The following is a 24830-nucleotide window of genomic DNA, read 5'->3' on the forward strand; positions in this document are numbered from 1 at the left end:
CTGAGTAACCCAAACAAGGGCTTAACACGTTAAGCCCTTGTTGTTTTTTATGATTCAGCGCTCAAGCCCCAAACGCGGAATCTCTATTTTCGGGCAGCGGTCCATAATCACTTTTAACCCCGCATCCACAGCTAACACCGCAGCCTGTTCATTGATTACGCCAATTTGTAACCACAACGCTTTCGCTCCGATAGCGATCGCTTCCTGCGCTACGCCGTAGGCCGCCTCTGGATTGCGGAAGACATCAACCATATCGATAGGATGAGGAATATCCTCCAGTTTGGCGTAAACTTTCTGGCCAAGCAGCGTTTGCCCGGCTAATTTTGGGCTAACTGGTGTTACCTGATATCCCTGCGTTTGCAGATAGGCCATCACACCGTAACTGGGCCGACCAGGATTATCACTGGCCCCCACTAGCGCGATTGTTTTTACCTGCTTCAATACGGCGGCAATGTCTTGATCTTGCATCTTCGGCTCCAGAGGTTGTGTTAGGAAATGCCTTTATCCAGTGTAACCGAAGGCTTTATTCCAGCGAGTATTTCTTCATAGAGCGCAGAATCCCTTTACTTCAAAATATTTATAAATGTGTTTAAATGTAAATAAAATATAGTATTGAAAAACTTTGACACAACTCACGCTGTATTCAACACTAATAGCCATGCTTTATGAAAAGGAAACAACGATGAAATTTGGTTTGGTGGCTGCGGCGTTATTCGGTCTCTCGCTGAGTGTATCGGCCACAGCGACAACCCTGAAACTTTCCCCAGACATCGATTTATTGGTCGTTGATGGCAAGAAAATAACGGGCTCATTATTAAAAGGCGCGGATAGTTTGGAGCTGGACGGTGGGCAACATCAATTACTGTTCACCGTCAACAAATCCCTACGCAAGACGGCTCGCACTCAAGTGCTGTACACCTCGCTGCCGCTGATTGTGGCTTTCAATAGCCAGAATGTCGATGCGGTCAGTATCCAACTGCCCCGAATCGAAAATGAACGTGAAAGCAGACACTTTGATGATGCGCTGAATTATAAAGTCGTTGATAAGAATGGCAAAGCACTGCCAGTGAAACGCGATGTCCTACCGATGCATACGCTTGCTGCCGATACCAATCTGGAAAAAGTGATCGCCGATTACAACAGTCATGCTCATCCCGCGTCTATCCCTGCTCTGGCACATCTGCGTGCCACTATCATCGAAGCGCCATTGAACACCACCAAGGCCAAAACAAACCAGAGAGTCATTACCATGAAAGGTGAAAACGTCTCTGAGCAAATGCTGCAACACTGGTTTTTGCTGGCCGACAAAGAAACCCAGAAGCAATTTATCCGTTGGGCTAACCAACGCGCTAATCATTGATGATTGACTCACGCCTTTCTTATCTATACCCAAATGATTCGAGCCCCTAGGAGCATAGCCCTCTCTGCGTCTGGGGCTAGGGTGCGTAGTATGAAGGGTATAAATCTAAAGGCGTGTTTACTCCCATTTTCCGGCGTTAACGCTAGGCAGTGAAAAGCAGTTTCAGTAATCTGTAACAAATCATCTGATTTGCCAAGGATATCAATATGGAACAAACCACACGCACCATCGCCGCCCGCAAGCACATCGCGCTGGTTGCGCACGATCATCGTAAACAAGCGCTGCTAAAATGGGTTGAGGATCACAAGGCGATCCTGACGCAACATCAGCTCTATGCTACGGGTACCACCGGCAACCTGATTCAGCGCGCCAGCGGCATCCCGGTTCAAAGTATGCTGAGCGGCCCGATGGGAGGAGACCAACAGGTCGGAGCCCTTATTTCCGAAGGCAAGATCGATATGCTGATCTTTTTCTGGGATCCGCTCAACGCCGTGCCACACGATCCCGATGTAAAAGCCCTGCTGCGCCTGGCGACCGTCTGGAATATCCCGGTGGCCACCAACCGTTCCACCGCCGATTTCCTCATCGATTCCCCTATGTTCAAGCGCGAAATCGAGATCGCCATTCCTGATTATCAAAAATACCTTGAGGCACGTCTGAAGTAACCACTCAGGCTCGGTGCTATCACCGGGCCTGTTTCACGGTTTTCTCTGTACCGGTACGCCAAGATCCTGTAATTGCTCAACAAACACCGATGGCCGCTCGCGATCCTGCAATAACCAAACCTGATGTTTGGCACGCGTGAGCGCCACATACAGCAAGCGGCGCTCCTCAGCGTCGGGGAAGTCTTCCGGCTGAGGTAATAACACCTCTTCGATCAACGATTCACGAGCGAGCGCCGGGAACCCATCATGGCCATCATGTAGCCCAACAATAATCACATACTCAGCTTGTTGCCCCTTGCTGGCATGTATCGTCATAAATTCAATATTCAGCTTCGGCCAGCGTGTTACTGCCTTGAGTAATACCTCGGGTTTCAGGTGGTGATAACGCGCCAGCACCAGGATGCGCTCGTCGGGTTTTGCATAACCGCTCATTTTGTCCAGCAAAGCTTCCAACTGTTCCTGCGGCAAAATAACAACCGACTTTTTATTACCCTTACTCAGGCTGTTAAGCGGTTTTTGCAACTGATGCGGATTCTGTTGAATAAAACTGTTGGCCACCTCACCGATACGATCGTTAAAACGATAAGTAGTGTCCAAAGCACATTGTGCCCCTTCACCAAAATTCGCAGCAAATGCGGTGGTCAGCGCAAGTTCTGCACCGCTGAAGCGGTAAATGGCCTGCCAATCATCGCCGACGGCAAACAAATTGGTCTGCTTATTCTGCCTGCGTAATGCCGCCAGTAATTGAGCCCGCTGCGGTGAGATATCCTGAAACTCATCCACTAAGATGTGTTTCCACGGGCTGATAAAGCGCCCTTTATCCAGAATATTGACCGCCTGATGGATTAGCCCGGCAAAATCCACCGCGCCCTCCTCTTTCAGCGCGGCTTTCCACGCTTTCAGTAACGGGGCCATCAAACGGACACGTTTAGTGAATAAATCACGGATCTCTTCATCAGCCAACGCGATCATCTCGGCCTGGCTGCCACCATAAGTACGCATCAACCCCAGCCAACGCTCAAGACGCCCAGCCAAGCGTTCAGCCAGACGTGAGTCATGCCAGAAATCCCCCTCGGGGAGCTCCCATTCCAACTCTTCCGTCAACCACTGGCGCCACCCCTTGGCCTGTGCTTTTTTCTCTGTGCATTGCTGTTGCCAGTTTTCGACCAACAACGCCCGGCGAGCTTTGCTGTCTGTCTCAAGTTTGCTGATCGCGGGTGTTTTGCGGCTCCCTTCCTTAATCACCTGTAACGCCAACGCATGAAAGGTTTTGGCCTGAATCGCCACCTCTCCCAGGCGCTCCTGTATGCGTTCATTCATTTCATCAGCAGCTTTACGGCCAAAAGCCAGCAGCAGGATTTGCCCCGGCTCGGCCTCCTGACGGCGCAACAGCCACCCCGCCCGAGCGACTAACACCGAGGTTTTACCACTACCCGCACCAGCCAGAACCAATACCGACTCTTCACCATTCACCACCGCCCGGCTTTGCGATACATTCAGTGGCAAAGTCTCTATGGTCTGGAAGAAATCATGGTGAGTTTCCAGCATATGCTCGGTCCACTGCTGGTTCCGTTGCACAACGCTGCGTTGACCGTGCTGCAACCATTGCAGACATAACCGGTAATCCTCCCGGCAATGGTCAAACTCCTCCAGCCGCGCAACTGGTATCGGTAATGCACCAAAAGCCTGACGAATTTGCTGCTGCAGTTTGCTTAACTCCGAGAGTTTGAACCATTTGTCCTGCTGTTCAACCACACGAATCTGCTTAACCTGTTCCTGCAACACGCCTGCGCTCACTTCACTCATTTCCGCGCTCCACTGTTGCCAGGATTGCTGCAGATAATGGTAGAAACGCTGTGTCTCCTGCCACTCGGTGCCATGCAGGCGAACCACTTTTTCATCAGGTAATTCGAACTCCAACTCGCCCCAAACGATGCCACGCTTGCAACGCACCTGGATTAACTGATTGAAAGGAATGAGATATTCGTGTTTCTCGCCGCTCACTTCAACGCCAGCATGTAACAACCGCACGCGATTGTAAGGATGCTGCGCCAGGTGTTTACCCAACGATGTCGCTTTAAGTTCCATATGCTTGCGCCATGACTCTATTGAGATTAGTCTCGCCAGTTTACCTGCGATAAGCAGTGGCACTCTAGCGTTAAAAAAAAGGTAGAATAAGCTGTACCTGTTTCCGCCCCTGCGGCCTATCCACCCTAAGAGCAGAACGTCGCCTATGCGTACCGTATTGAATATTCTTAATTTTGTATTAGGTGGTTTTTTCACAACCCTTGGTTGGTTGATTGCCACGTTCTTCAGCATAGTGCTGATTTTTACCCTGCCACTCACCCGCTCCTGCTGGGAAATTACTAAATTGTCGTTCCTACCATTCGGCAACGAAGCGATTCACGTAGATGAATTATACCCAGAGAAAAGCAACGCGTTACTGACCACCGGTGGCTCTTTACTGAATATTGTCTGGTTCGTGTTATTTGGCTGGTGGCTGTGCCTCTCGCACATCGCGGCAGGTATTGCACAATGTATTACCATTATCGGTATCCCGGTTGGTATTACCAATTTCAAGATCGCCGCTATCGCACTGTGGCCCGTTGGGCGACGCGTCGTTTCAGTTGAAATGGCCCAACTGGCACGCACGGAAAATGCACGGCGTCAATACCATAAACGTTAATTATTTCTCCGATTAAGGAGTTTTTGTGCTCTCTTTAGCACCCGCCATACGGCGTTATGCCTATAACAGCAATCTGCTTTACAACCTGCGGATCTTTATTGCTCTGGCTGGTGCTTCGGCGGTGCCCTGGTGGGTAGGGGTGCCGACGCTGACGATTCCATTAACTCTGGGCGTTGTGGCCGCCGCGTTAACCGATCTGGATGACCGCTTGGCGGGCAGATTGCGTAATCTGCTGATTACACTGGTCTGTTTTTTTCTTGCTTCAACATCGATTGAACTACTGTTTCCTTACCCCTGGTGGTTCGCTCTCGGGCTAATGACGTCAACCTGCAGCTTTATCTTACTGGGCGCGCTAGGACAACGTTATGCCACCATCGCTTTTGGCGCATTGCTGATCGCCGTTTACACCATGTTGGGTACCTCGATGTACAGCGCCTGGTATCAGCAACCGACGCTGTTGATCATCGGTGCTGTCTGGTACAACCTGCTGACATTAATTGGCCATCTGCTATTCCCGATCAAACCTTTGCAGGAGAATCTGGCTCACAGCTATGAACAGTTAGCGAATTATCTGGATGCCAAGGCCAACCTGTTCGATCCTGATGCCGAACACGACACAGATTTGCCTTGGATGGATGTGGCAATGGCTAACAGCACGCTAGTTGCCACACTCAACCAAACCAAAGCTTCTTTGCTCACCCGCCTAAAAGGCGATCGCGGCCAGCGCGGCACCCGCAGAACGCTGCATTACTACTTTGTCGCGCAAGATATTCACGAGCGGGCCAGTTCGTCGCACATGCAATATCAAGCACTAAGCCAACAATTCCGCCATAGCGATATCCTTTTTCGTTTCCAACGGTTGTTAACCATGCAGGCCCGCGCCTGCCAGCAGCTGGCACAGTCGATCCTGCTACGCCAGAAATACCTTCATAACCCTCGCTTTGAACCAGCTTTCCTTCGTATAGAAGAAGCGTTGGCGCAAATTGCCGTTACGCCAGAAAACCGTGAGTTGACCAGAGCGCTATCGCACCTGCTGAAAAATTTGCGGGCTATTGACGCACAACTGGCCAATATTGAGTCAGAACAGGCACTGGCCAACGGAAAGACGGAAGAAAACAGCCTGTCAGACGACAGGCTCACCGGTTGGAGCGATATTCGCCTGCGCATCAGCCGCCATTTGACGCCCCAATCGGCCCTACTACGCCACGCCGTCCGCATGTCGGTGGTTCTCTGCGTAGGCTACGCCTTTATCCAGATCACCCATATGCAACACGGTTACTGGATCCTGCTGACCAGCCTGTTTGTCTGCCAGCCAAACTACAATGCCACCCGCAGGCGTTTGGCATTACGCATCATCGGAACGCTGGCAGGCATTTTGCTCGGCCTGCCGATCTTGTACTTTGTTCCTTCACTTGAAGGGCAAATGATCCTGATCGTCATTTCTGGCGTGTTGTTTTTCGCGTTCCGTACCGTGCAGTATGCCCAGGCAACAATGTTTATCACTCTACTGGTTCTCTTGTGCTTCAACCTGCTGGGTGAAGGGTTCGAAGTAGCAGCCCCACGGGTTTTCGACACCCTATTAGGGTGTGCTATCGCTTGGGCTGCGGTGAGTTTCATCTGGCCAGACTGGAATTTCCGCCAATTATCGGTGGTCGTGAGTAAGACGCTCAATGCCAACTGCCGCTATCTGGATGCTATTATGGTGCAATATCATCAGGGAAAAGATAATGGCCTGTCTTATCGTATTGCCCGCCGGGATGCGCATAACAGCGATGCCGAACTGGCTTCGGTAATTTCTAACATGTCTGTAGATCCTAAAACGGACAAAACTATTCAGGATGCAGCTTTCCGGTTGTTGTGCCTCAACCACACACTGTTGAGCTATATTTCCGCACTCGGGGCGCACCGCAAACGCTTGAATAACCCCGTCGTGCTGGGTTTGCTAAACGACGCCGTATGCCATGTTGATGGCGCATTGCACCACGATGCACAAGACCATCAACGTATTATGCAAGCCCTGGAGACACTCTCAGAGCGGATTAAGCTCTTGACCCCAGAACCAGAAAGCGAAGAACAGCTGGTGTTGCAACAAATTGGATTAGTGCTTGAACTGCTGCCAGAACTCACTGCACTCAACGCACAAATCGGAAAAGCCAATTAATTATTAAGGAGCCAAATACCCGATTTTTTCTCCAAACGCGGCTGCAGATAAGGCCGAGCTCTAGTTTCTTCGAACCATTCGGTCAGCTCTTCCTGTTGCATTACAGGTAGCGCAGCGTAGTGATATCCCGCCAAGGCGCCGGCCAATGAGAGCAGAACCTTCAAGCCGAGACCTTGTTGTTGTTGCAACAATTTAAGATAACACTCCCTGGCACCCAATAAACGCAGCCCATAAATGCTTTGTATGCCAGCCCGCCACAATAAACGTTCCATCGCCGCATCAATGTTTGGTAAATCCTTCAGCCTGCCATTACTACGGGTTTTCATCGCCACTTCATTGCGGGTTTCACATACCGCTTGCCAGCCGAGCGTGAACAATTCCTGGCTTTCTTGCCACAAAGATTCATCAACCCAGTAATAACGCATGGTTACTGGTGCCCCACGCTTTAAATAAGTCATGCTTACCATCCCTCGCTCACGAAATATCGCTTCCAGACTCTCGGTAGCACGCAAGTACAACTCTCCCTCAGCAATAACGGCAAACATCGTGCCATCGGCCAGTAAACCGTATCCCCCAAATTGTGAGCGGGTAGTAATCTCCCCCAGTGCAGCAAAGCAGACTTTTGCCTGTGCGATCCTTCCTGCTGACCTGCCTTTCATTAAAACCTCCTTGAGTGAATGATGACGAATACACACGTATCTCAACGTGCAGGTGCATTGCGGCTTACCTGTCCCATGAAATCTGTTAGGCGTAACCATTCGTTAAATCAATGAAATAAACGTAACTGGAACAACTAATTAGGGAAAATACGCATTATCCCCGCTGGTGCCAATCACAAAGTTGAGGTGTATAAAAAAGAATCGCAAATATGCGAAGCGTCACGAAAATTTGAGTTGATCTTCTGCTTTGATCGCTATACTGTATATACATACAGTAACCATGCGGGCGGGATACATCATGCGTACTCAATCACTTTATCAACCCCATTTCAGCCAAACTTCTTTTGCAGCAACCCAAGCTGAAGAAACGTCTTCCGACGGTAGGGTCAATGGGCTCATCAGTGAACTTGTTTACAACGAGCATCAACCCGCTGTGGTCCAACTTCTGGTGCCATTGCTGCAACAACTGGGTAGGCAATCACGCTGGCTGTTGTGGCTGACCCCGCAGCAGAAACTCAGCAAACAGTGGCTGCGGCAAGCACGCCTGCCTGTCGATAAAGTGGTACAACTGAGTCAGATAAGCCCAACGGCTACCGTCGATGCCATGGAAAAAGCGTTGCTGAGCGGTAATTACAGCGTGGTTCTTGGATGGTTGCCGGAGCTGACTGAAGAAGACCGCCTAAAATTAAGCCAAGCGGCAGAGTTGGGTAACGCTTATGGATTCATAATGCGGCCACAACGAGACATCGATACCTCACACGGACACTGTTCTACGCTAAAAATTCACTCTTCTTTGTATCATTAGGTAAATTTAGGATTTTTCCCACCGCTTTTTGCCTCTAGTTAGGGATCCCCTGTAGGATCATGGACAAAACGAGAGTGGCTGGGGTTTGGCATCAAATTTTGTATAAAAATCAGACATGCATTTGACTGTAATATGTTAGCGAATATGTCTGATTCCATGTTTTTTTTTAGAGCTTTATCACATCACACTTGTAACTTTCGCGCCACGTTGTAGACTTTACATCGCCGAGGTTGCTCTATAAGGTCAGAAAAACTGGCAGAGTAACAAACGAAGGTAAAAACCTAGGCGAAGGAATTTAAACCAAGGGCTTAATACAGCTTTAAAGCTCATTGCCTATTTGGATGATAACGAGGCGCAAAATGAAAAAGACAGCTATCGCATTAGCAGTGGCACTGGCTGGTTTCGCTACCGTAGCGCAAGCCGCCCCAAAAGATAACACCTGGTACACTGGCGCAAAACTGGGCTGGTCCAAGTATTTCGACACTGGATTCGACGGTAATGGCTTTGACAGCACTATCGGCAATGGTCCAACCCACAGAACCCAATTGGGTACTGGTGCGTTTGTAGGTTATCAAGCGAATCAATACCTGGGCTTTGAAATGGGTTATGACTGGCTTGGTCGTATGCCTTACAAAGGCAGCGTAAACAACGGCGCATTCAAAGCTCAAGGCATCCAGATGGCTGCTAAGCTGAGCTACCCAGTCATGAACGATCTGGACGTTTATACTCGTCTGGGTGGTATGGTTTGGCGTGCAGATTCTACCGCTTATTACGGTGCTACTGGCGAGCGTATCAGCGATCATGATACCGGCGTTTCTCCTCTGGCAGCAGTGGGTGTTGAATACGCACTGACCCAGAACTGGGCTACCCGCCTGGATTATCAGTGGACCAACAACATCGGTGACAAAGGTACCGTTGGTGCTCGTCCAGACAACGCCCTGCTGAGCGTTGGTGTTTCTTATCGTTTCGGCCAGGATGAAGTTGCTGCTCCAGTAGTTGCTCCAGCTCCAGCTCCAGCACCTGTTGTTGAAACCAAGAAATTCACTCTGTCTTCTGGTGTTCTGTTCAACTTCGGCAAATCTACTCTGAAGCCAGAAGGTCAACACGCTCTGGATGAACTGTACACCCAGCTGAGTTCTCTGGATCCGAAAGACGGTTCAGTAGTAGTTGTTGGCTTTACCGACGCTGTAGGTTCTGCTGAATCTAACCTGCGTCTGTCTGAGCAACGTGCACGTAGCGTAGTGGATTACCTGGTTTCTAAAGGTATCCCAGCAGACAAGATCACCTCTCGTGGCATGGGTAAAGCTAACCCAGTTACCGGTGATACCTGTGGTTACCGCTCTGGCCGTGCTACCCCAGCACAGATCGCATGTCTGGCTCCAGATCGTCGCGTAGAGATCGAAGTTAAAGGCATCAAAGAAGTTGTATCTCAGCCTCAGGGCTAAGTTACCTCTCTCTTTAGTAGAAAACCCCGCATTGCGGGGTTTTTTTTCGCCATTTAACCTGATAAATAATTTATTGATCGTCGTCTTTACCAAGAATTGCTTTCAGATCCTGTTTCAACGACGACATCTGGCTGGCATATTTCTCTTTCCGCTCCGCATCTTCAATTAATTGAACCACGGTTTCCGACAGGGTCACCCCGCGCCTACGGGCTAAAGCGGCTAACCGTTGCCAAACCAAAAACTCCAGATCGATAGATTTCTTACGCGTATGCTGATGCTCTGCATTAAAATGACGTTTACGCCGGGCACGGATAGTTTGTTTCATCCGGTTATCCAGCTCCGGATTCATATGCATATCAATCCACGCCAGCACCTTTATCGGCTCATTCTCCAGCTTTAGCAGTTCATCAACAGCGCCCAGAGCAAGACTGGTTTCAATGTGGCGGGTAATTAATTCGCCTTCCCGGTGTTTTTTTACCAGATACTTCCATTTCCAGCCGCTTTCCAGATTTTCCAGTTGCTGATATTTCATCATGGACTCTTCTGTGACCGTGTAACTTTGTTAAGCATAACAGCTTTATGCTGATTTTCCTCGGCAATTAAAACCGCTTTAAGACTGTTTTTTGCACAATCTCCAGGTGATGTCAAATTACCCAGGCATCAACAACCACTCTGCATCTATCAAGCTGGCGTTATTCTTGTATAATCGCCGTTTCCCTTTTCAACGATTGCATCTAACACTTTGACCAATAACCGACTTGAATGGCAATCCCTGTTGCCCGTTGCCACGCCTTATCAGGCGATATTTGACTCCGCCGCTCAACTGGCACCCGCAACCTTTTCTGCCATCCAGCCACGTTTGGATAATGCGTTGACGCTGTTTCTGCATCCACTGGCGCAACCGCGTTTCATGTTGCTGAAAGCGCAAGAGACACGTGAGTATCTGGCGTTAGTCGCTCGAGCAGCAGAAAATTTGCAGCCACCAAAAACTGCCCAAGGCAGTCATTACGTGGTCGATGGCAGCCAAATTAGCGTGAAGCCTGCTACTCACGGTGATGAGCCCTTTGCGGCGGGTGGTGCCTGTGTCTATCAGGACTGGATCGAGCCTGAACAACTGTTTGGCTGTGTCAGAATACGCAACGGTGAAATCACCTTACAGCCCGGCCTTATCCATCAGGCCAATGGCGGCGTACTGATTCTGTCAGCGCGTTCATTGTTAGCGCAACCCCTGCTTTGGCTGCGGCTGAAGCAGATGATCATTCAACGCCAATTCCAATGGTTTGCTCCGGACGAAACTCGGCCATTGCCAGTTTCTATTCCCCCCATGCCGCTGGAATTACGCCTGATCGTCGTTGGCGATCGCCATGGTTTGGCGGATTTCCATGATATCGAGCCTGAACTGTGTGAACAGTCTCTCTACGGCGAGTATGAAGACGATCTTCAACTGACCGAAGCCGATGATATGGTTCAGTGGTGTAGCTATATCAACGCGGTTATTGCTGAACAGCAGTTACCTCCGTTAGCAGCCGATGCTTGGCAGCCTCTGATGGTTCAGGCAGTACGCTATACCGGCGATCAGGGCAACCTACCGCTGTCACCGGTATGGGTCAGTCAGCAACTCTCTGAGGCGGCCCTGTATGCAGAAGAAGAACAGATCACGGCAAAAGCCTTGGAAGCAGCTCTGAATGCTCGCGAATGGCGTGAGAGCTATCTGGCAGAACGCATGCAGGATGAAATCGAGCTTGGGCAGATCATGATCGAAACCGAAGGCGAGGTTATCGGTCAGATCAACGGCCTGTCAGTTCTGGATTATCCTGGCCATCCGCGTAGCTTCGGGGAACCTTCGCGCATCAGTTGCGTGGTGCACCTCGGCGATGGCGAGTTCGTCGACGTTGAACGCAAAGCCGAACTGGGCGGCAACATCCATGCCAAAGGCATGATGATCATGCAGGCTTTTCTAACTTCAGAACTGGACCTCGATCAGCAACAACCGTTCTCCGCCTCAATCGTCTTCGAGCAGTCCTATGGCGAAGTAGATGGTGACAGTGCTTCGCTGGCCGAGCTCTGCGCATTGGTGAGCGCCTTGTCACAGCAGCCAATCACTCAGCAGATTGCCGTAACCGGCTCTGTCGATCAATTTGGTAACGTGCAGCCGATCGGTGGAGTGAACGAAAAGATCGAAGGCTTCTTTGAAGTCTGTCTGCGTCGCGGCTTAACGGGTAAACAAGGCGTTATTCTGCCCACCAGCAATGTACGCAACCTTTGCCTGCGCCAAGATGTGATCGATGCCGTACATGAGGGACAATTTCACCTGTGGGCAGTGGACAGCGTCGCGGAAGCACTGCCATTATTAACCGGATACCCCTACGCCGATGAACAGCAGCCAAGTTTGTTGGCGGCCATTCAGGAACGGATTGCCCAGGTGAACCCACAAGAACGTCGCCAGTGGCCATGGCCATTACGTTGGCTCAACTGGTTTAACCACGGCTGATCGGACTTGTTCAGCGTACACGTGTTAGCTAATCTGCACCCTTCATTAAAATAAGGCTTACTGAGAACATGGTAGATAAACGCGAATCCTATACGAAAGAAGACCTGGAAGCATCTGGCCGCGGTGAACTGTTTGGTGTCGGTGGCCCGCCATTGCCAGCAGGTAACATGTTGATGATGGACCGCGTGGTCAAAATGACCGAAGACGGCGGTAGCTTTAATAAAGGCTATGTTGAAGCCGAACTCGATATCAATCCAGACCTGTGGTTCTTTGGTTGCCACTTTATCGGCGATCCTGTTATGCCGGGCTGTCTGGGGCTTGATGCCATGTGGCAACTGGTCGGTTTCTATCTCGGCTGGTTGGGTGGCGAAGGCAAGGGCCGTGCATTAGGCGTAGGCGAGGTGAAGTTCACTGGCCAGATCTTACCGACGGCCAAAAAAGTGACCTATCGGATCAACTTCAAGCGCGTTATCACCCGCAAACTGATCATGGGCGTTGCCGATGGTGAAGTGTTGGTGGACGGCGAAGTGATCTACACCGCCAGCGATCTGAAAGTGGGCCTGTTCAAGGACACCGCCGCATTCTAAGCTCGATCACGGCGGCCCTTCCTGGTCGCCGTCTATTTTCCCCGTGGTAACGTTATTTCATGCAATGAGACTGGTTCAGTTAACACTTAATTAGTAACTACAATAAATGTAGTCATTAAAAAGGAATATAATGAAAAAAGTCAGCTTTGAAGAAACTCCATGCCCAATCGCCCGCTCTTTAGGCCGCGTAGGGGAATGGTGGAGTATCCTGATACTACGGGATGCTTTTCATGGCCTATCCAAATTTGACGAATTTCAGCAAAGCCTGGGGTTATCCCCCACACTGCTTACCCGCAGGCTCAAATTTCTGGTCGAAAGCGGTATTTTGCATAAGCAACCTTACCAAACGCGCCCGGTACGTTATGAATATCTGTTGACCGAGCGCGGCAAAGATTTTTTCCCGGTATTGGTCACGTTGTTTCATTGGGGCAATACGCATCTGGCTGACGATGGTATCGCCGCAGAATTGGTGGATCGGCGCAGTGGCAAACCAATACGGCCACAATTGATCGATACCATGACTCAACAGCCGGTCACTTTGCAGCATGTGACGCTGGCCGCGGGTCCGGCAGCCGGAGAAGGCATTCGTTTACGCGCCCTACGGATGCAACAGCACTCCGCTTTACTCACTGAATCGTCCAAGGAGTCACTATGAGCAATCATCGTATCGTTATCACCGGGATGGGGGCTGTCTCTCCTCTGGGTTGCGGCGTAGAAACGATCTGGCGGCGTTTGCTGGCTGGCCAGTCAGGTATCAGCGCATTACCCGAGCAGATGGTGGCGGAGCTGCAGGTTAAAATTGGTGGTCAGGTTCCCGCTTTAGCACAAGATGCCGAGGCAGGTTTCAACCCCGATCTTTCCGTCGCCCCGAAAGATCAAAAGAAAATGGATCGCTTCATTCTGCTCGCCATGGCGGCTGCCGATGAAGCTATTCGTCAAGCTGGCTGGGTTGCCGATACTGCAGAGAAGCAGGAGCGCACCGCCACAGTAATCGCCTCCGGTATCGGCGGGTTCCCAGCCATCGCTCATGCGGTACGCACGACCGACAGCCGTGGCGCAAAACGCCTTTCGCCTTTTACTATTCCTTCATTTCTGGTCAATCTGGCAGCAGGGCATGTGTCCATCAAGCATCACTTCAAGGGGCCAATCGGCGCACCAGTCACTGCTTGTGCCGCTGGCGTGCAGGCCATTGGTGACGCGGTACGCTTGTTGCGTAACGGCGAAGCGGATATCGCGCTGTGCGGTGGAACCGAGGCCGCCATTGATACCGTCAGCCTGGGGGGATTTGCCGCCGCACGCGCCATGTCAACAGCGTCAGCCGAAGCGGCCACTCGTGCCTCACGGCCCTTCGACAGCGCCCGTGACGGCTTTGTGATGGGGGAAGGTGCCGGTATGTTAGTGATCGAAACGCTGTGGCACGCTCTGGCGCGCGGTGCTACGCCGCTGGCTGAAATTGTGGGTTACGGCACCAGTGCAGACGCTTATCACATGACCTCCGGTGCCGAAGATGGCGACGGTGCTTATCGGGCTATGAAGATCGCCTTAAAGCAGGCCAACGTCGCCCCCGAACAGGTGCAACATCTGAATGCTCACGCCACTTCTACACCGGTTGGCGATCTGGGTGAGATCAACGCTATCAAGCACCTGTTTGGCACTCATGGCAGTATTGCGATTACCTCCACCAAATCGGCTACGGGCCATTTGCTGGGAGCTGCCGGTGGGTTGGAAACCATCTTTACCGCTTTGGCATTGCGCGACCAAATCGCCCCAGCCACCTTGAATCTGGATAATCCTGATCCTGCCGCTGCTGGCCTGCATTTAGTGGCAAACCGGGCGGCACCCATGGCAATGACCTATGCATTGTCTAACGGCTTCGGTTTTGGTGGAGTGAATGCGAGTATCTTGCTGAAACGCTGGCAGGAGTAATTTTTTACCCAAAATAATTCGAATTGCAGGATTAAAACGAAAACCTCCGCCTTGGCGGAGGTTATTCCTTCTTCATAACAGGGAGCCGCTTAAGCGGTCACAGCCCTGTCCTCCATGGCTTGTCGCCACCCTCCCAGCCAGTTAGCCCGTGCATCTAAAGATTGGTAGGGGCAAAGCTCTCTTGAACGCCCCGCAATACCTGCTTGATAACCACGCGATTGAGCCCGCTCCAAACGATCTCGTTTCTGTCTCTTCATGCCTCGTTTCCCTCATGGTTGCTCAGGTGGAAAGAAAACAATGGCCACTTTTTGCGCAGCCACAATTAAGAAATAGCTCCAAAAGGCGTGAAGATCAATGTACCAATTTCACACCAATCTCATATTTGTGAGCTAGGCCCGGAGAATCCACTAAGTCACTGATAAAACGAGGCTACTGCTAATTACATGAAAAATAATAAAAAATCCCGGTAAGGTGTTTCATACGCCTTACCGGGATTGAGCTTAAATTATTTTAGCAAAAGTAGAGTTAAAAACGGGCAACCTGGGCAGCGATCACTTGAGCTTCCTGTAACCACCCCTGTGCCAGAGTGCGAATCAGCGCATCATAGCCATCTTCCCCTTGCTTCAGTTCCAGGCTGAATGGCCTTTTAATCAGTTGCCCCTGATGATTCAACACCCATTCACCACGGATAATTGCTTTACCATCATGACGGCCATGAAAGCCACTGATCGTCACATTCAGCACATCCTGCTCGCTGCTCATGGGCTGTGATGACACCACCCAACCTGGCAGGGCACTGCTGAGATTGGTCACCAGAGTTTGTTGCAACTGCTGATCCAGCGGGCTGGCCCACAGGTTGTTCTGTGCTATCACGTACTGCACGTCATTGGTTTGGTATACCACGCCGCTTTGTGCCAGAAAATCCGCCACGTCGACATGCTCCACCCAGAGTTGGCGTGCTGCCGAAGTTTCACTGATCTGAGCAGCTTCTCCCAAGGCAGGCAACTGGTAATACGTCTTGCTTGGTGTGCTGCTACAGGCGCTGAGCAACAGCGCCAGAGCTACCGGAATCCATTTCATCATTTTTTGGCCTTCTTCGGCTGAGGATCGTTACTACCCGCGGCTTCAAACACCAGGGCATTACTCTTTTCATTCAGGGTACGCAGTACCGGTTGCAGTTCACGCAGCACCTGATCGAGGCGCTGCATATCCCCTACCATCTTGTTGTAGGCTGGAGAACCAGGTTGCACCCCTTTCATGCTGCGATTGAGTTCCTGCAAGGTTTTTTGCATGTCCGCAGGCAGTGCTTTCATCTCTTTGCTCGAGATGATTTCATTCAGCGACTGCATGGTTTTTTGCGTTTCCTGCATGGTTTTCCGGCTTTCGGTCAACGTTTTAGTTGCCTCATTGATCATTGGATTCAACGGCATCGCATTGATCTTATCCAGGGTCTGCATCAGCTTTTGCTGGATCTGCGCCAAGCCAGCACTGGTGGTTGGCAACAACGGATAACCGAGCATCTCACGCGGGCCTTTCCACGGTTTTTCCTGCGGGTAGAAATCCAGATCGATATACAGGGCACCGGTCAACAGGTTGCCAGATTTGAGCGCAGCACGCATACCGCGACCTTCGGCATCATTCAGATGTTGCTGGATGTTAAAGTCCTTACCCAACAGCTGTTGGAAACGATCGGGCTCAATGCGGATCAGCACCGGAATACGGTAATCGCTATCCAGACGTTGCTCCATTCCCTCTTTATAGAACGGCACCTGTGCCACCGTACCCAGACGGATCCCACGGAATTCCACCGGAGCTCCAGCCTGCAGGCCACGAATCGAATCGGAGAAGAACATCAGATAATCGGTATGCTTGGTATACAGCGAATCCTGGATATTACGTTCGCTATCGAACAGTTGGAATTCCGACTTTTCTTTGATCACTTCGCCACGATCCCAACCTTCAGGTACGTCAAAGCTGACCCCACCGCTGAACAGTGTCGTCAGTGATCCCATCTCCACGCGCATCCCTTGCGCAGACATATCGAATGCCACACCGCTGTCTTTCCAGAAGCGGACATTACTGGTCACCAGTTGATCATAGGGAGCTGAGATAAACAGCTGATAACGCATCACACGTTCTTTGGCATCAAAATAGCTGGTTTCTACCGAGCCGACACGATAACCACGGAACAACACCGGATCGCCAGCATTTAACTGACCGGATTTTTCACTGTCCAGTAGCACGCGCAACCCTTTGGCATCAGGTGGTGCCAGCGGAGGAGCATCCAGCAGTTGGAATTCGTCTCGGCCTTCTTTGCCTTTCAGCCCAGGTTGCAGTTCGATATAAGCACCGGACAGCAACGTTCCTAACCCAGAAATCCCTTCACGGCCAATCTGCGGTTTCACTACCCAGAAGGCCGAGTCTTCACGCAGCAGCGTTTCCATACCGGAATTCAAACGCGCCTGAACCAGCACTTTGCTGAGATCTTCGCTTAACGTCACGGCTTCTACGACACCCACGTCAACGCTACGGCTCTTGATTTTGGTTTTACCCGCTTCCAGCCCTTCAGCGCTGGTGGTGGTCAACATCACCTCAGGCCCCTGGTGGCTGAAGTGGTAAAACAGGATCCATGCGCCGATCAACGCGGTAACGATAGGAATGATCCATACCGGTGACCAACGCTTGATCTTTTCAACGTCCGCGACGCTATGATTATTTTCCTTCACCTTGCGGCTCCTTGTTCATTGTTTCATTTACGCGATCCCAGGTCAGACGTGGATCAAACGCCATGGCTGCAAACATAGTGAGGATAACCACCCCAGCGAATAGCAACGCTCCCGTGGCAGGATAAATACTCATCAATTGTCCCATACGCACCAACGCCGACAATACGGCGATCACAAACACATCAATCATTGACCAGCGGCCAACAAACTCCACAATTTCATAAATAAAATGCATACGTTCACTGTCAGCCCGGTCTTTACCTTTGCCATTGGCATCCAGGCAGAGCCAGCCGATCGCCAGCATTTTAAGTGAAGGCACCATGACACTGGCGATGAAAATGACCAGTGCCACAGGATAGGATCCCTCCCCCCACAGCAGAATAACGCCAGCCATGACGGTTGAAGGCATTTTGTTGCCTAACGCCTCGGTGACCATAATCGGCATCGCCATTGAGGGGATATACAGTATCACCGACGTCACCAACAGCGACATCGTCCACTGCAGGCTATGGCGACGGCGCGCATGCCCATGGGTGTGGCAACGCGGGCAGCGCACCTGATCGGCTGGCAGGATTGCGGTACAGCACTGACAGGAGCGCAACCCTTGCCGCAAACCGGTACGGCCAACCTGTGCCGGATGCTCAAGCTGTGGAGCCGGTTCGATATCCTGCCACAGCCAGCGGCGATCCACGCACTGGAATGCCCGCACCTGTAACAGACAGAACAGGCAATAAGGAATAAAGCTGGTACCAATACCAATATCGCCATAAGCCATCAGTTTAACGAAGCTGACCAGCACTCCGGCGAGAAAAATCTCCACCATGCACCAGGTTTTTAACTGAAACAGTACCTTGGCCATCCAGACTTTCATCCCTTGCGGGATGCGGGCTCTGGCACACAACAGAATTATCGCCAGCATACAAAAGGCTGGGATAAACTGAACCAGCACCAGAAATAGCGTGGCCATACTGGCGTAATTTTCTGCCACCATCACCTGTGGGATCTGGAACAGTTTGATTTCGTTGGCAATACCCGCAACCCGCATATTGACAAACGGGAAGATATTCGCCAACACCAGCATAAATAATGCACTGATGGCATAACCGATGGGTTGCTTACGTGGCTCAGCCCAACGGGAACTGAGCGTGGTTTTACAACGAGGGCAAACCGCCTTGGAGCCATATGCCAACGGCGGTAACGCCACCAGCATGTCACATTGCGGGCACAGCATCAGGTCATCCTGCTGCCGCTCATCATGGGTTGCATGACTATGCTGCTTATGATTTTCGTGGGAACACACCATATTCATCCTTAACAACGTCGTTCACCGGAACTGCAATGCTGGCGCAGCAGCAGCCTATAGGCCAGCATTTATACCTGCCAGCGTTCAACGGCAGGAGCCTTGGCTGCCTGCACATTGAAATCGCATGGGTAAACCGATCAGCCGTTCTTCATCGCTTCCAGTTCTTCCCAACGGGCAAACGCCTCTTCCAAGGCCTGTTCTGCCGTAGCAAGTTCGATCAGCACCTGCTGCGTTTCGCTGTGTGGGCGGGAGAAAAATCCGCCATCACTCACCTGTGCCTGCAACGCTTCAATATCCGCTTCCAGCTGTTCGAGACGTTGCGGCAACTGTTCCAGTTCACGCGCCAGGTTATAACTCAGCTTGGTGCTCTGCTTCTTGGGTGGCTCAACCTTTTTTTCCACAACCGGCTTGGCCTGGGGGGCCGTTACCTGACGGATTGGCTGCGCCGTAGCCCGTTGGTGGTGAGCGTCATAATAGCCACCCACATAGGTGTCGATCACGCCGTTGCCTTCAAAAATCCAGCATTCGGTCACCGAGTTATCTACAAACTGACGATCGTGGCTCACCAGCAGCACCGTACCCTGGTAGCTGTCGATCAGCTCTTCCAGCAGTTCCAGCGTTTCTACATCCAGATCGTTGGTCGGTTCATCGAGGATCAGTAGATTGCTGGGTTTGAGGAATAACTTAGCCAGCAACAGACGATTACGCTCACCGCCTGACAACGCTTTCACTGGCGTCATCGCACGCTTGGGATGGAACAGGAAGTCCTGCAGATAACCGAGCACGTGGCGTGAACGGCCATTCACCATCACTTCCTGCTTACCTTCTGCCAGGTTGTCCATCACCGTGCGTTCTGGATCCAGCTCGGCACGGTGCTGGTCAAAATAAGCCACTTCCAGCTTGGTGCCGCAATGCACACGGCCACTATCGGCTTTCAGTTGACCGAGCATCAATTTCAGTAGCGTGGTTTTACCACAACCATTTGGGCCCACCAAAGCGATTTTATCGCCACGCTGCACCTGCGCGCTGAAGTTGCGCACCAGCACTTTGTCACCAATCTGATAATTAACGTCTTCCATCTCAAACACGATTTTGCCAGAGCGTACCGCTTCTTCGACCTGCATTTTAGCGGTACCCATGACCTCACGCCGTTGCGAACGCTCGTTACGCAGCGCTTTCAGCGCCCGCACGCGGCCTTCGTTACGGGTACGCCGAGCCTTGATGCCTTGGCGGATCCACACTTCTTCCTGCGCCAGTTTGCGGTCAAATTCGGCGTTCTGCAGCTCTTCTACCCGCAGCGCTTCTTCTTTGCTTTCCAGATACAGATCGTAATTACCCGGCCAGGACACCAGTTTGCCGCGATCGAGATCGACAATACGCGTTGCCATATTGCGGATAAATGAACGGTCGTGCGAAATAAACACGATGCTGCCCTGGAACTCTTTCAGGAAGCCTTCCAGCCAGTCGATGGTGGTGATATCCAGGTGGTTGGTCGGTTCATCGAGTAACAACACACGCGGTGAACTGACCAGCGCGCGGCCGAGCGCCGCTTTACGCAGCCAGCCGCCAGAAAGCGAAGACAGTTCCGCATCGCCATTCAGACCAAGCTGCAGCAACACTTCGCTGATACGGCTGTCGAGTTGCCACAAGCCCTGATGATCGAGGATCTCCATAATCTGCGCCATACGCGCCAGATTCTTCTCGCTGGGATCCAATTCAACCTGATGCGAAATCGCGTGATATGCCTTCAGGTGTTCTGCCTGCTCGGCCACGCCTTCGGCAACAAAATCAAACACCGTCCCACCGATGTTGCGCGGGGGATCCTGCTGCAAACGGGCGACGATCAAATCCTGCTCATAGATAATCCGGCCATCATCCAACGGGATCTCTTTGCCGAGGATCTTCAGCAACGTGGATTTGCCAGCGCCGTTGCGCCCAACCAGGCACACGCGTTCGTTGTCTTCAATATGAATTTCGGTGTTGTCTAATAAAGGTGCGTCGCTGAAAGACAGCCAGGCACCAGACATGCTAATTAACGACATAGTAATTATTTTCCTTCGCCAGCATGGTTCAGCAGCCAGCAGTTGTGAATCTGACGGTTACGGGCAAAGTCCTGTGACAACGTCTGGGCGGTAATTTCTTTCGCTTCCAGACCCAGTGCCTTCAGGCCAGCCAGATCCATCTGGAAACCGCGTTTGTTGTTAGAGAACATGATGGTCCCGTTACGACGCAGTAACCGTTTCAAATCCTTCATCAGGTCAAGGTGATCGCGCTGAACATCAAAAGTGTTCTCCATCCGTTTGGAGTTGGAGAAGGTCGGTGGATCGATAAAGATCACATCGAACTGTTCATCGGCATTCTGTAGCCACGACAGGCAGTCTGCCTGAATCAAGCGGTGCTGTTTGCCGGTCAGACCGTTAACCCGCAGGTTTTTCTCTGCCCACTCCAGGTAAGTGCGCGACATATCCACCGTCGTGGTGCTGCGCGCCCCACCCAGCCCGGCATGCACGCTGGCGGTGCCGGTATAGGCGAACAAGTTAAGGAAATCTTTGCCTTGGCTCATTTCGCCCAGCATCCGGCGCGCAATGCGGTGATCGAGAAACAGGCCCGTATCCAGATAATCCGTCAGGTTCACCCACAGCTTGGCGTTAAACTCTTCCACCAGCAAAAACTCGCCCTTCTGCGCCAGTTTTTCATACTGATTTTTGCCTTTTTGCCGTTCGCGAGTTTTCAGTACCAGCTGATTGGAAGGCAAATTCAGCACCGACAGCGTTGCATTAATCACGTCAAACAGGCGCTGACGCGCTTTCTGTGCGTCAATGGTTTTTGGTGGGGCATATTCTTGCACCACCACTTTGCTGCCGTAGCGATCCACCGCCACGTTATATTCCGGTAAATCAGCATCGTACAGGCGATAGCATTCGATCCCCTGCTGCTTCGCCCATTTCTCCAGCTTCTTCAAATTTTTACGCAGACGGTTAGCGAAATCTTCCGCCACCTGTACGCCAGCAGAACCCTGGGGGTTCTCTGCCAACTGATAGTTTTTCTGCACGCAATCCAACGGGCCGTTCTTTGCCTTGAACTGGCGTTCGGCACGCAATTGCAGGCAGCTCAGCAGTTCCGGCGAAGCACTGAATAACGAAAGCTGCCAGCCACCAAACGCGCTCTTCATGATACGGCCCAGCATATTGTGCAAGGCGATCAGCGCCGGTTCACTCTCAAGGCGTTCGCCATAAGGTGGATTGCTGATCACGGTGCCCACCGGGCCTTCCGGCAATGGGTTGGTCAGCTTGCTGACATCATTGACATTAAACGTGATCAGTTCCGCGACACCGGCACGGCGGGCGTTGCCGCGCGCCATCTCGATCACCCGGCGATCAATATCTGAGCCGAAGAAACGGGAGGTGGTTTCTTGCAAACCACGCCGCGCACGCACCTGCGCTTCGGCGATCACTTCACGCCACAGCTCGGCGTTATGGCCGTTCCAGGCGGTGAACCCCCAATGCTGGCGATGCAGGCCCGGCGCGCGATCGGACGCGATCATCGCCGCTTCAATCAACAGTGTGCCGGAACCACACATCGGATCGAGCAGCGGCGTGCCCAATTGCCAGCCAGAACGCTGGACAATAGCGGCAGCCAGGCTTTCTTTCAGCGGGGCCGAGCCGGTAAGATCGCGATAACCACGCTGGTGCAGGCCTTCACCACTCAGATCGAGCGCTACGCTGGCCATATCACGTTGCAAAAACACGTTAACGCGGATATCCGGCTGCTGTTTAGCCACGGTTGGCCGCTGGTCAATCTTGCGGGTGAAGCTATCAACAATCGCGTCTTTGACTTTTAACGCGCCATACTGGCTGTTACGGATCTCTTCGTTGACGCCGCTGAAGTGGACGGCAAAAGTTTTATCCACGCCGAAAATGTTCGGCCAGTCAATTGCCTGAACGCCAAGATACAGATCCAGATCGCTGTGCACGCGGAACTCGTTCAGCGGCAACAAAATGCGTGAAGCCAGGCGGCTCCACAGCAGGCTTTGGTACAGCAGACGATCGTCACCCTGAAAATGTACCCCACCTTGTACCACTTTACAGGCGTGAGCACCCAGCAGTTCCAGTTCGCTTTTTAACAGTTCTTCCAGTCCACGCGCCGTGCTGGCAAACAGAGAGTTCATATCGTGCTTATCACCAAAAAGAAAATTGTTGCGCATTATAGCTAATCCAAGCCGCTTGTCATAAAGTTGCTCCCTTCTATTTAATCCTCGTATGGAGGCAGCGGTGATCACGCTTGCGCGACTTTACGTTCATCCAGTCAAATCACTACGCGGTTTACAGCTTTCTCATGCACAGGTGGCAAGCCAGGGTCTGGCCTTTGATCGCAGTTTTATGATCACCGAACCGGATGGCACCTTTATTACAGCTCGCCAATATCCACAAATGGTGTTGTTTACCCCGGCATTGTTAGCTGATGGGCTGTTTCTGACTGCGCCGGATGGCGAAAGTGCCACCATTCGCTTCCAGGATTTTGCCACCGATGAACACCCGACCGAAGTGTGGGGCAACCATTTTACCGCGCTGATTGCGCCACAGGCGATCAACAGTTGGCTCAGCGGCTATTTTCAGCGCGACGTACAGCTACGCTGGGTTGGGCCACAGTTAACCCGCCGGGTGAAAAAACACCCGGAAATTCCTTTATCGTTCGCCGATGGTTATCCGTATCTGCTGGTCAACGAAGCCTCATTTCTGGATCTGCAACAGCGCTGCCCCGGCAGCATCAAGCTGGAGCAGTTCCGCCCGAACCTGGTGGTCACCGGAGCCAGCGCCTGGGCGGAAGACAGTTGGCAGGTGATTCGCGTCGGTGAAGTCATGTTCGATCTGGTGAAACCCTGCAGCCGCTGTGTTCTCACCACCGTCAGCACCGATCGTGGCCGCAAACACCCGAGCGGGGAACCACTGAGCACGCTGCAAACCTTCCGTACTGCCGAGAACGGCGATATCGATTTTGGCCAGAATATGATTGCCCGGAATAGCGGCATTATTCGCGTGGGGGATGCGGTTGAAGTGCTGTCCAACAAGCCACCACGGCCTTATGGCGCCGGGAGCGTTGTGGCAAGCCTGCAGGCACCGCAAGACAGCACGCACAGCGTGGCTATCGAATATGCAGGCAAAGTGTTCACGGGTAACAATCAGCAGATATTACTGGAACAGCTAGAACAGCAAGGGATCCGTATTCCCTACTCTTGCCGGGCGGGCATTTGCGGCAGTTGCCGGATCCAGTTGCTTGATGGGGAAGTCGCACCACTGAAGCAGAGCGCTATCGGCCACGATGGCACGGTTTTGTGCTGCAGTTGTATTCCCAAAAGCGATGTAAAACTGGCTTAATGCTAAACCGCTCTATCGTAAGCTGGAGCGGATAGATCATTCCAGATGCAAGGTTTCAGGCGATCGTGCATCACCTTGATGGCATCACCCAACACCATAGTACGGCCAGCTAACGCCAACTGGTTTTGTGCCAGCAGGCACAGGCTGGCGTTATCACCGGCCTCTACCACCAGCAGGTGAGCATCCTCGCCGCTATCCATCACTTTCACCGCCGCCAGCGTGCCGTTCTTCGGCTGTAGCGGATAATGCTGCTGAGCGAAATGCCAGCTCTTCGGCATCAACGGTTTCAGGAAGCGGAAAGCGACCAACGCATTCAATACCAGTTCGGCACGTTGTTCATGGCTGAGCTGCAGTTGTTTACAGGGTTCTTCGTAATCAAAATATAATGCGGCATCATCAACACAAAAAGCACATTCACTGAAGGCATCTGGAGTCAGCATTTTTGCCGGGAAGCGTGAACGGAAGAGAGTACCATTAGCCAGATCGAGCATCACTCGATCGTGTTCAGCATCGAAATACCAACGCCAATTGTCGTCAGGTTTTATCTTCATTATTGCTTATTCCTCTTGCCACATGCTACTTAACAACGCTGTACCCTAAAAGATGGTTTATCACTCCAACAGCCGCTAATTCTACGAACG

General features: G+C 51.8%; 22 protein-coding genes. 11 read left to right on the forward strand and 11 right to left on the reverse strand.

All coding sequences use genetic code 11. The features are described 5' to 3' along the window. Positions 1 to 54: 54 nt before the first annotated feature. Complete coding sequence (locus tag IV04_RS05390) at positions 55 to 468, reverse strand: CoA-binding protein (protein ID WP_037402245.1); 414 nt, start codon at positions 466 to 468, stop codon at positions 55 to 57. 214 nt (positions 469 to 682) lie between these two features. On the opposite strand from IV04_RS05390, the gene IV04_RS05395 reads away from it, so the two are divergent. After that, positions 683 to 1360, forward strand: a complete 678-nt coding sequence (locus IV04_RS05395; protein ID WP_037402248.1) for a DUF2057 family protein — start codon at positions 683 to 685, stop codon at positions 1358 to 1360. 206 nt (positions 1361 to 1566) lie between these two features. Then, positions 1567 to 2025, forward strand: coding sequence for a methylglyoxal synthase (locus tag IV04_RS05400; RefSeq protein ID WP_037402251.1), 459 nt, complete (start codon positions 1567 to 1569; stop codon positions 2023 to 2025). Positions 2026 to 2058: 33 nt separating this feature from the next. Here IV04_RS05400 and helD read toward each other — a convergent pair whose 3' ends face one another. Next, positions 2059 to 4113 (reverse strand): DNA helicase IV, encoded by a 2055-nt coding sequence (gene helD / locus IV04_RS05405; protein WP_037402254.1) that lies wholly within the window; start codon positions 4111 to 4113, stop codon positions 2059 to 2061. Positions 4114 to 4258: 145 nt separating this feature from the next. Here helD and IV04_RS05410 point away from each other — a divergent pair, with 145 nt between their 5' ends. Further along, the gene (locus IV04_RS05410) at positions 4259 to 4711 is read left to right on the forward strand and encodes a YccF domain-containing protein (RefSeq protein WP_037402257.1); all 453 of its coding nucleotides are present in this window, start codon (positions 4259 to 4261) and stop codon (positions 4709 to 4711) included. A 25-nt stretch (positions 4712 to 4736) separates the two neighbouring features. Continuing rightward, positions 4737 to 6872 (forward strand): YccS family putative transporter, encoded by a 2136-nt coding sequence (yccS, locus tag IV04_RS05415; protein ID WP_037402260.1) that lies wholly within the window; start codon positions 4737 to 4739, stop codon positions 6870 to 6872. Here the strand turns inward: yccS and IV04_RS05420 are convergent. Beyond that, the gene (locus tag IV04_RS05420) at positions 6869 to 7531 is read right to left on the reverse strand and encodes a TfoX/Sxy family protein (protein ID WP_037402263.1); all 663 of its coding nucleotides are present in this window, start codon (positions 7529 to 7531) and stop codon (positions 6869 to 6871) included. The two genes, yccS and IV04_RS05420, sit on opposite strands and share 4 nt — an antisense overlap. Before the next feature lie 298 nt (positions 7532 to 7829). On the opposite strand from IV04_RS05420, the gene sulA reads away from it, so the two are divergent. Further along, positions 7830 to 8336, forward strand: a complete 507-nt coding sequence (gene sulA, locus IV04_RS05425; protein ID WP_037402266.1) for an SOS-induced cell division inhibitor SulA — start codon at positions 7830 to 7832, stop codon at positions 8334 to 8336. A gap of 359 nt (positions 8337 to 8695) precedes the next feature. Continuing rightward, positions 8696 to 9781 carry a porin OmpA gene (gene ompA, locus IV04_RS05430; RefSeq protein ID WP_037402269.1) on the forward strand — a complete coding sequence of 362 codons (1086 nt, stop codon included), beginning with the start codon at positions 8696 to 8698 and terminating at the stop codon, positions 9779 to 9781. A 70-nt stretch (positions 9782 to 9851) separates the two neighbouring features. On the opposite strand, the gene matP is transcribed toward ompA, so the two are convergent. Beyond that, the gene (gene matP, locus IV04_RS05435) at positions 9852 to 10313 is read right to left on the reverse strand and encodes a macrodomain Ter protein MatP (RefSeq protein WP_037402272.1); all 462 of its coding nucleotides are present in this window, start codon (positions 10311 to 10313) and stop codon (positions 9852 to 9854) included. A gap of 210 nt (positions 10314 to 10523) precedes the next feature. On the opposite strand from matP, the gene IV04_RS05440 reads away from it, so the two are divergent. The 4 genes from IV04_RS05440 to fabF all read left to right on the forward strand — a co-directional run bounded on the left by IV04_RS05440 (position 10524) and on the right by fabF (position 14785). Beyond that, on the forward strand, positions 10524 to 12272 hold the full coding sequence (locus tag IV04_RS05440; RefSeq protein ID WP_037402274.1) for a Lon protease family protein: 1749 nt from the start codon (positions 10524 to 10526) through the stop codon (positions 12270 to 12272). 68 nt (positions 12273 to 12340) lie between these two features. Then, on the forward strand, positions 12341 to 12859 hold the full coding sequence (fabA, locus tag IV04_RS05445; protein WP_037402277.1) for a bifunctional 3-hydroxydecanoyl-ACP dehydratase/trans-2-decenoyl-ACP isomerase: 519 nt from the start codon (positions 12341 to 12343) through the stop codon (positions 12857 to 12859). 130 nt (positions 12860 to 12989) lie between these two features. Next, on the forward strand, positions 12990 to 13514 hold the full coding sequence (locus tag IV04_RS05450) for a helix-turn-helix domain-containing protein (protein WP_037402280.1): 525 nt from the start codon (positions 12990 to 12992) through the stop codon (positions 13512 to 13514). Further along, positions 13511 to 14785, forward strand: coding sequence for a beta-ketoacyl-ACP synthase II (fabF, locus tag IV04_RS05455; protein ID WP_037402283.1), 1275 nt, complete (start codon positions 13511 to 13513; stop codon positions 14783 to 14785). Before IV04_RS05450 ends, fabF begins: the two co-directional genes overlap by 4 nt. Positions 14786 to 14874: 89 nt before the next feature. Here fabF and rmf read toward each other — a convergent pair whose 3' ends face one another. From rmf to rlmKL, 6 genes are all read right to left on the reverse strand, one after another. Beyond that, positions 14875 to 15042 carry a ribosome modulation factor gene (rmf, locus tag IV04_RS25050; protein WP_072010836.1) on the reverse strand — a complete coding sequence of 56 codons (168 nt, stop codon included), beginning with the start codon at positions 15040 to 15042 and terminating at the stop codon, positions 14875 to 14877. 268 nt (positions 15043 to 15310) lie between these two features. Then, the gene (gene pqiC, locus IV04_RS05460) at positions 15311 to 15868 is read right to left on the reverse strand and encodes a membrane integrity-associated transporter subunit PqiC (RefSeq protein WP_037402286.1); all 558 of its coding nucleotides are present in this window, start codon (positions 15866 to 15868) and stop codon (positions 15311 to 15313) included. Then, positions 15865 to 17511, reverse strand: a complete 1647-nt coding sequence (gene pqiB / locus IV04_RS05465) for an intermembrane transport protein PqiB (protein ID WP_037402289.1) — start codon at positions 17509 to 17511, stop codon at positions 15865 to 15867. The genes pqiC and pqiB overlap by 4 nt, the downstream gene beginning before the upstream one ends. Then, positions 17498 to 18814 (reverse strand): membrane integrity-associated transporter subunit PqiA, encoded by a 1317-nt coding sequence (pqiA, locus tag IV04_RS05470; RefSeq protein ID WP_037402292.1) that lies wholly within the window; start codon positions 18812 to 18814, stop codon positions 17498 to 17500. The genes pqiB and pqiA overlap by 14 nt, the downstream gene beginning before the upstream one ends. 137 nt (positions 18815 to 18951) lie before the next feature. After that, positions 18952 to 20856 (reverse strand): ABC transporter ATP-binding protein, encoded by a 1905-nt coding sequence (locus IV04_RS05475; RefSeq protein ID WP_037402295.1) that lies wholly within the window; start codon positions 20854 to 20856, stop codon positions 18952 to 18954. 5 nt (positions 20857 to 20861) lie between these two features. Continuing rightward, positions 20862 to 22982, reverse strand: a complete 2121-nt coding sequence (gene rlmKL / locus IV04_RS05480; RefSeq protein WP_152562817.1) for a bifunctional 23S rRNA (guanine(2069)-N(7))-methyltransferase RlmK/23S rRNA (guanine(2445)-N(2))-methyltransferase RlmL — start codon at positions 22980 to 22982, stop codon at positions 20862 to 20864. A gap of 103 nt (positions 22983 to 23085) precedes the next feature. Between rlmKL and IV04_RS05485 the strand changes: the two genes are divergently transcribed. Then, a complete protein-coding gene (locus tag IV04_RS05485) occupies positions 23086 to 24189 on the forward strand; it encodes a YcbX family protein (RefSeq protein WP_037402301.1) in 1104 nt (367 codons plus the stop codon). A 2-nt stretch (positions 24190 to 24191) separates the two neighbouring features. On the opposite strand, the gene IV04_RS05490 is transcribed toward IV04_RS05485, so the two are convergent. Next, on the reverse strand, positions 24192 to 24740 hold the full coding sequence (locus IV04_RS05490; protein WP_037402305.1) for a cell division protein ZapC: 549 nt from the start codon (positions 24738 to 24740) through the stop codon (positions 24192 to 24194). Positions 24741 to 24830 lie beyond the last annotated feature (90 nt).

This window comes from Serratia sp. Ag1, from assembly GCF_000743355.1.
Classification (GTDB): domain Bacteria; phylum Pseudomonadota; class Gammaproteobacteria; order Enterobacterales; family Enterobacteriaceae; genus Chania.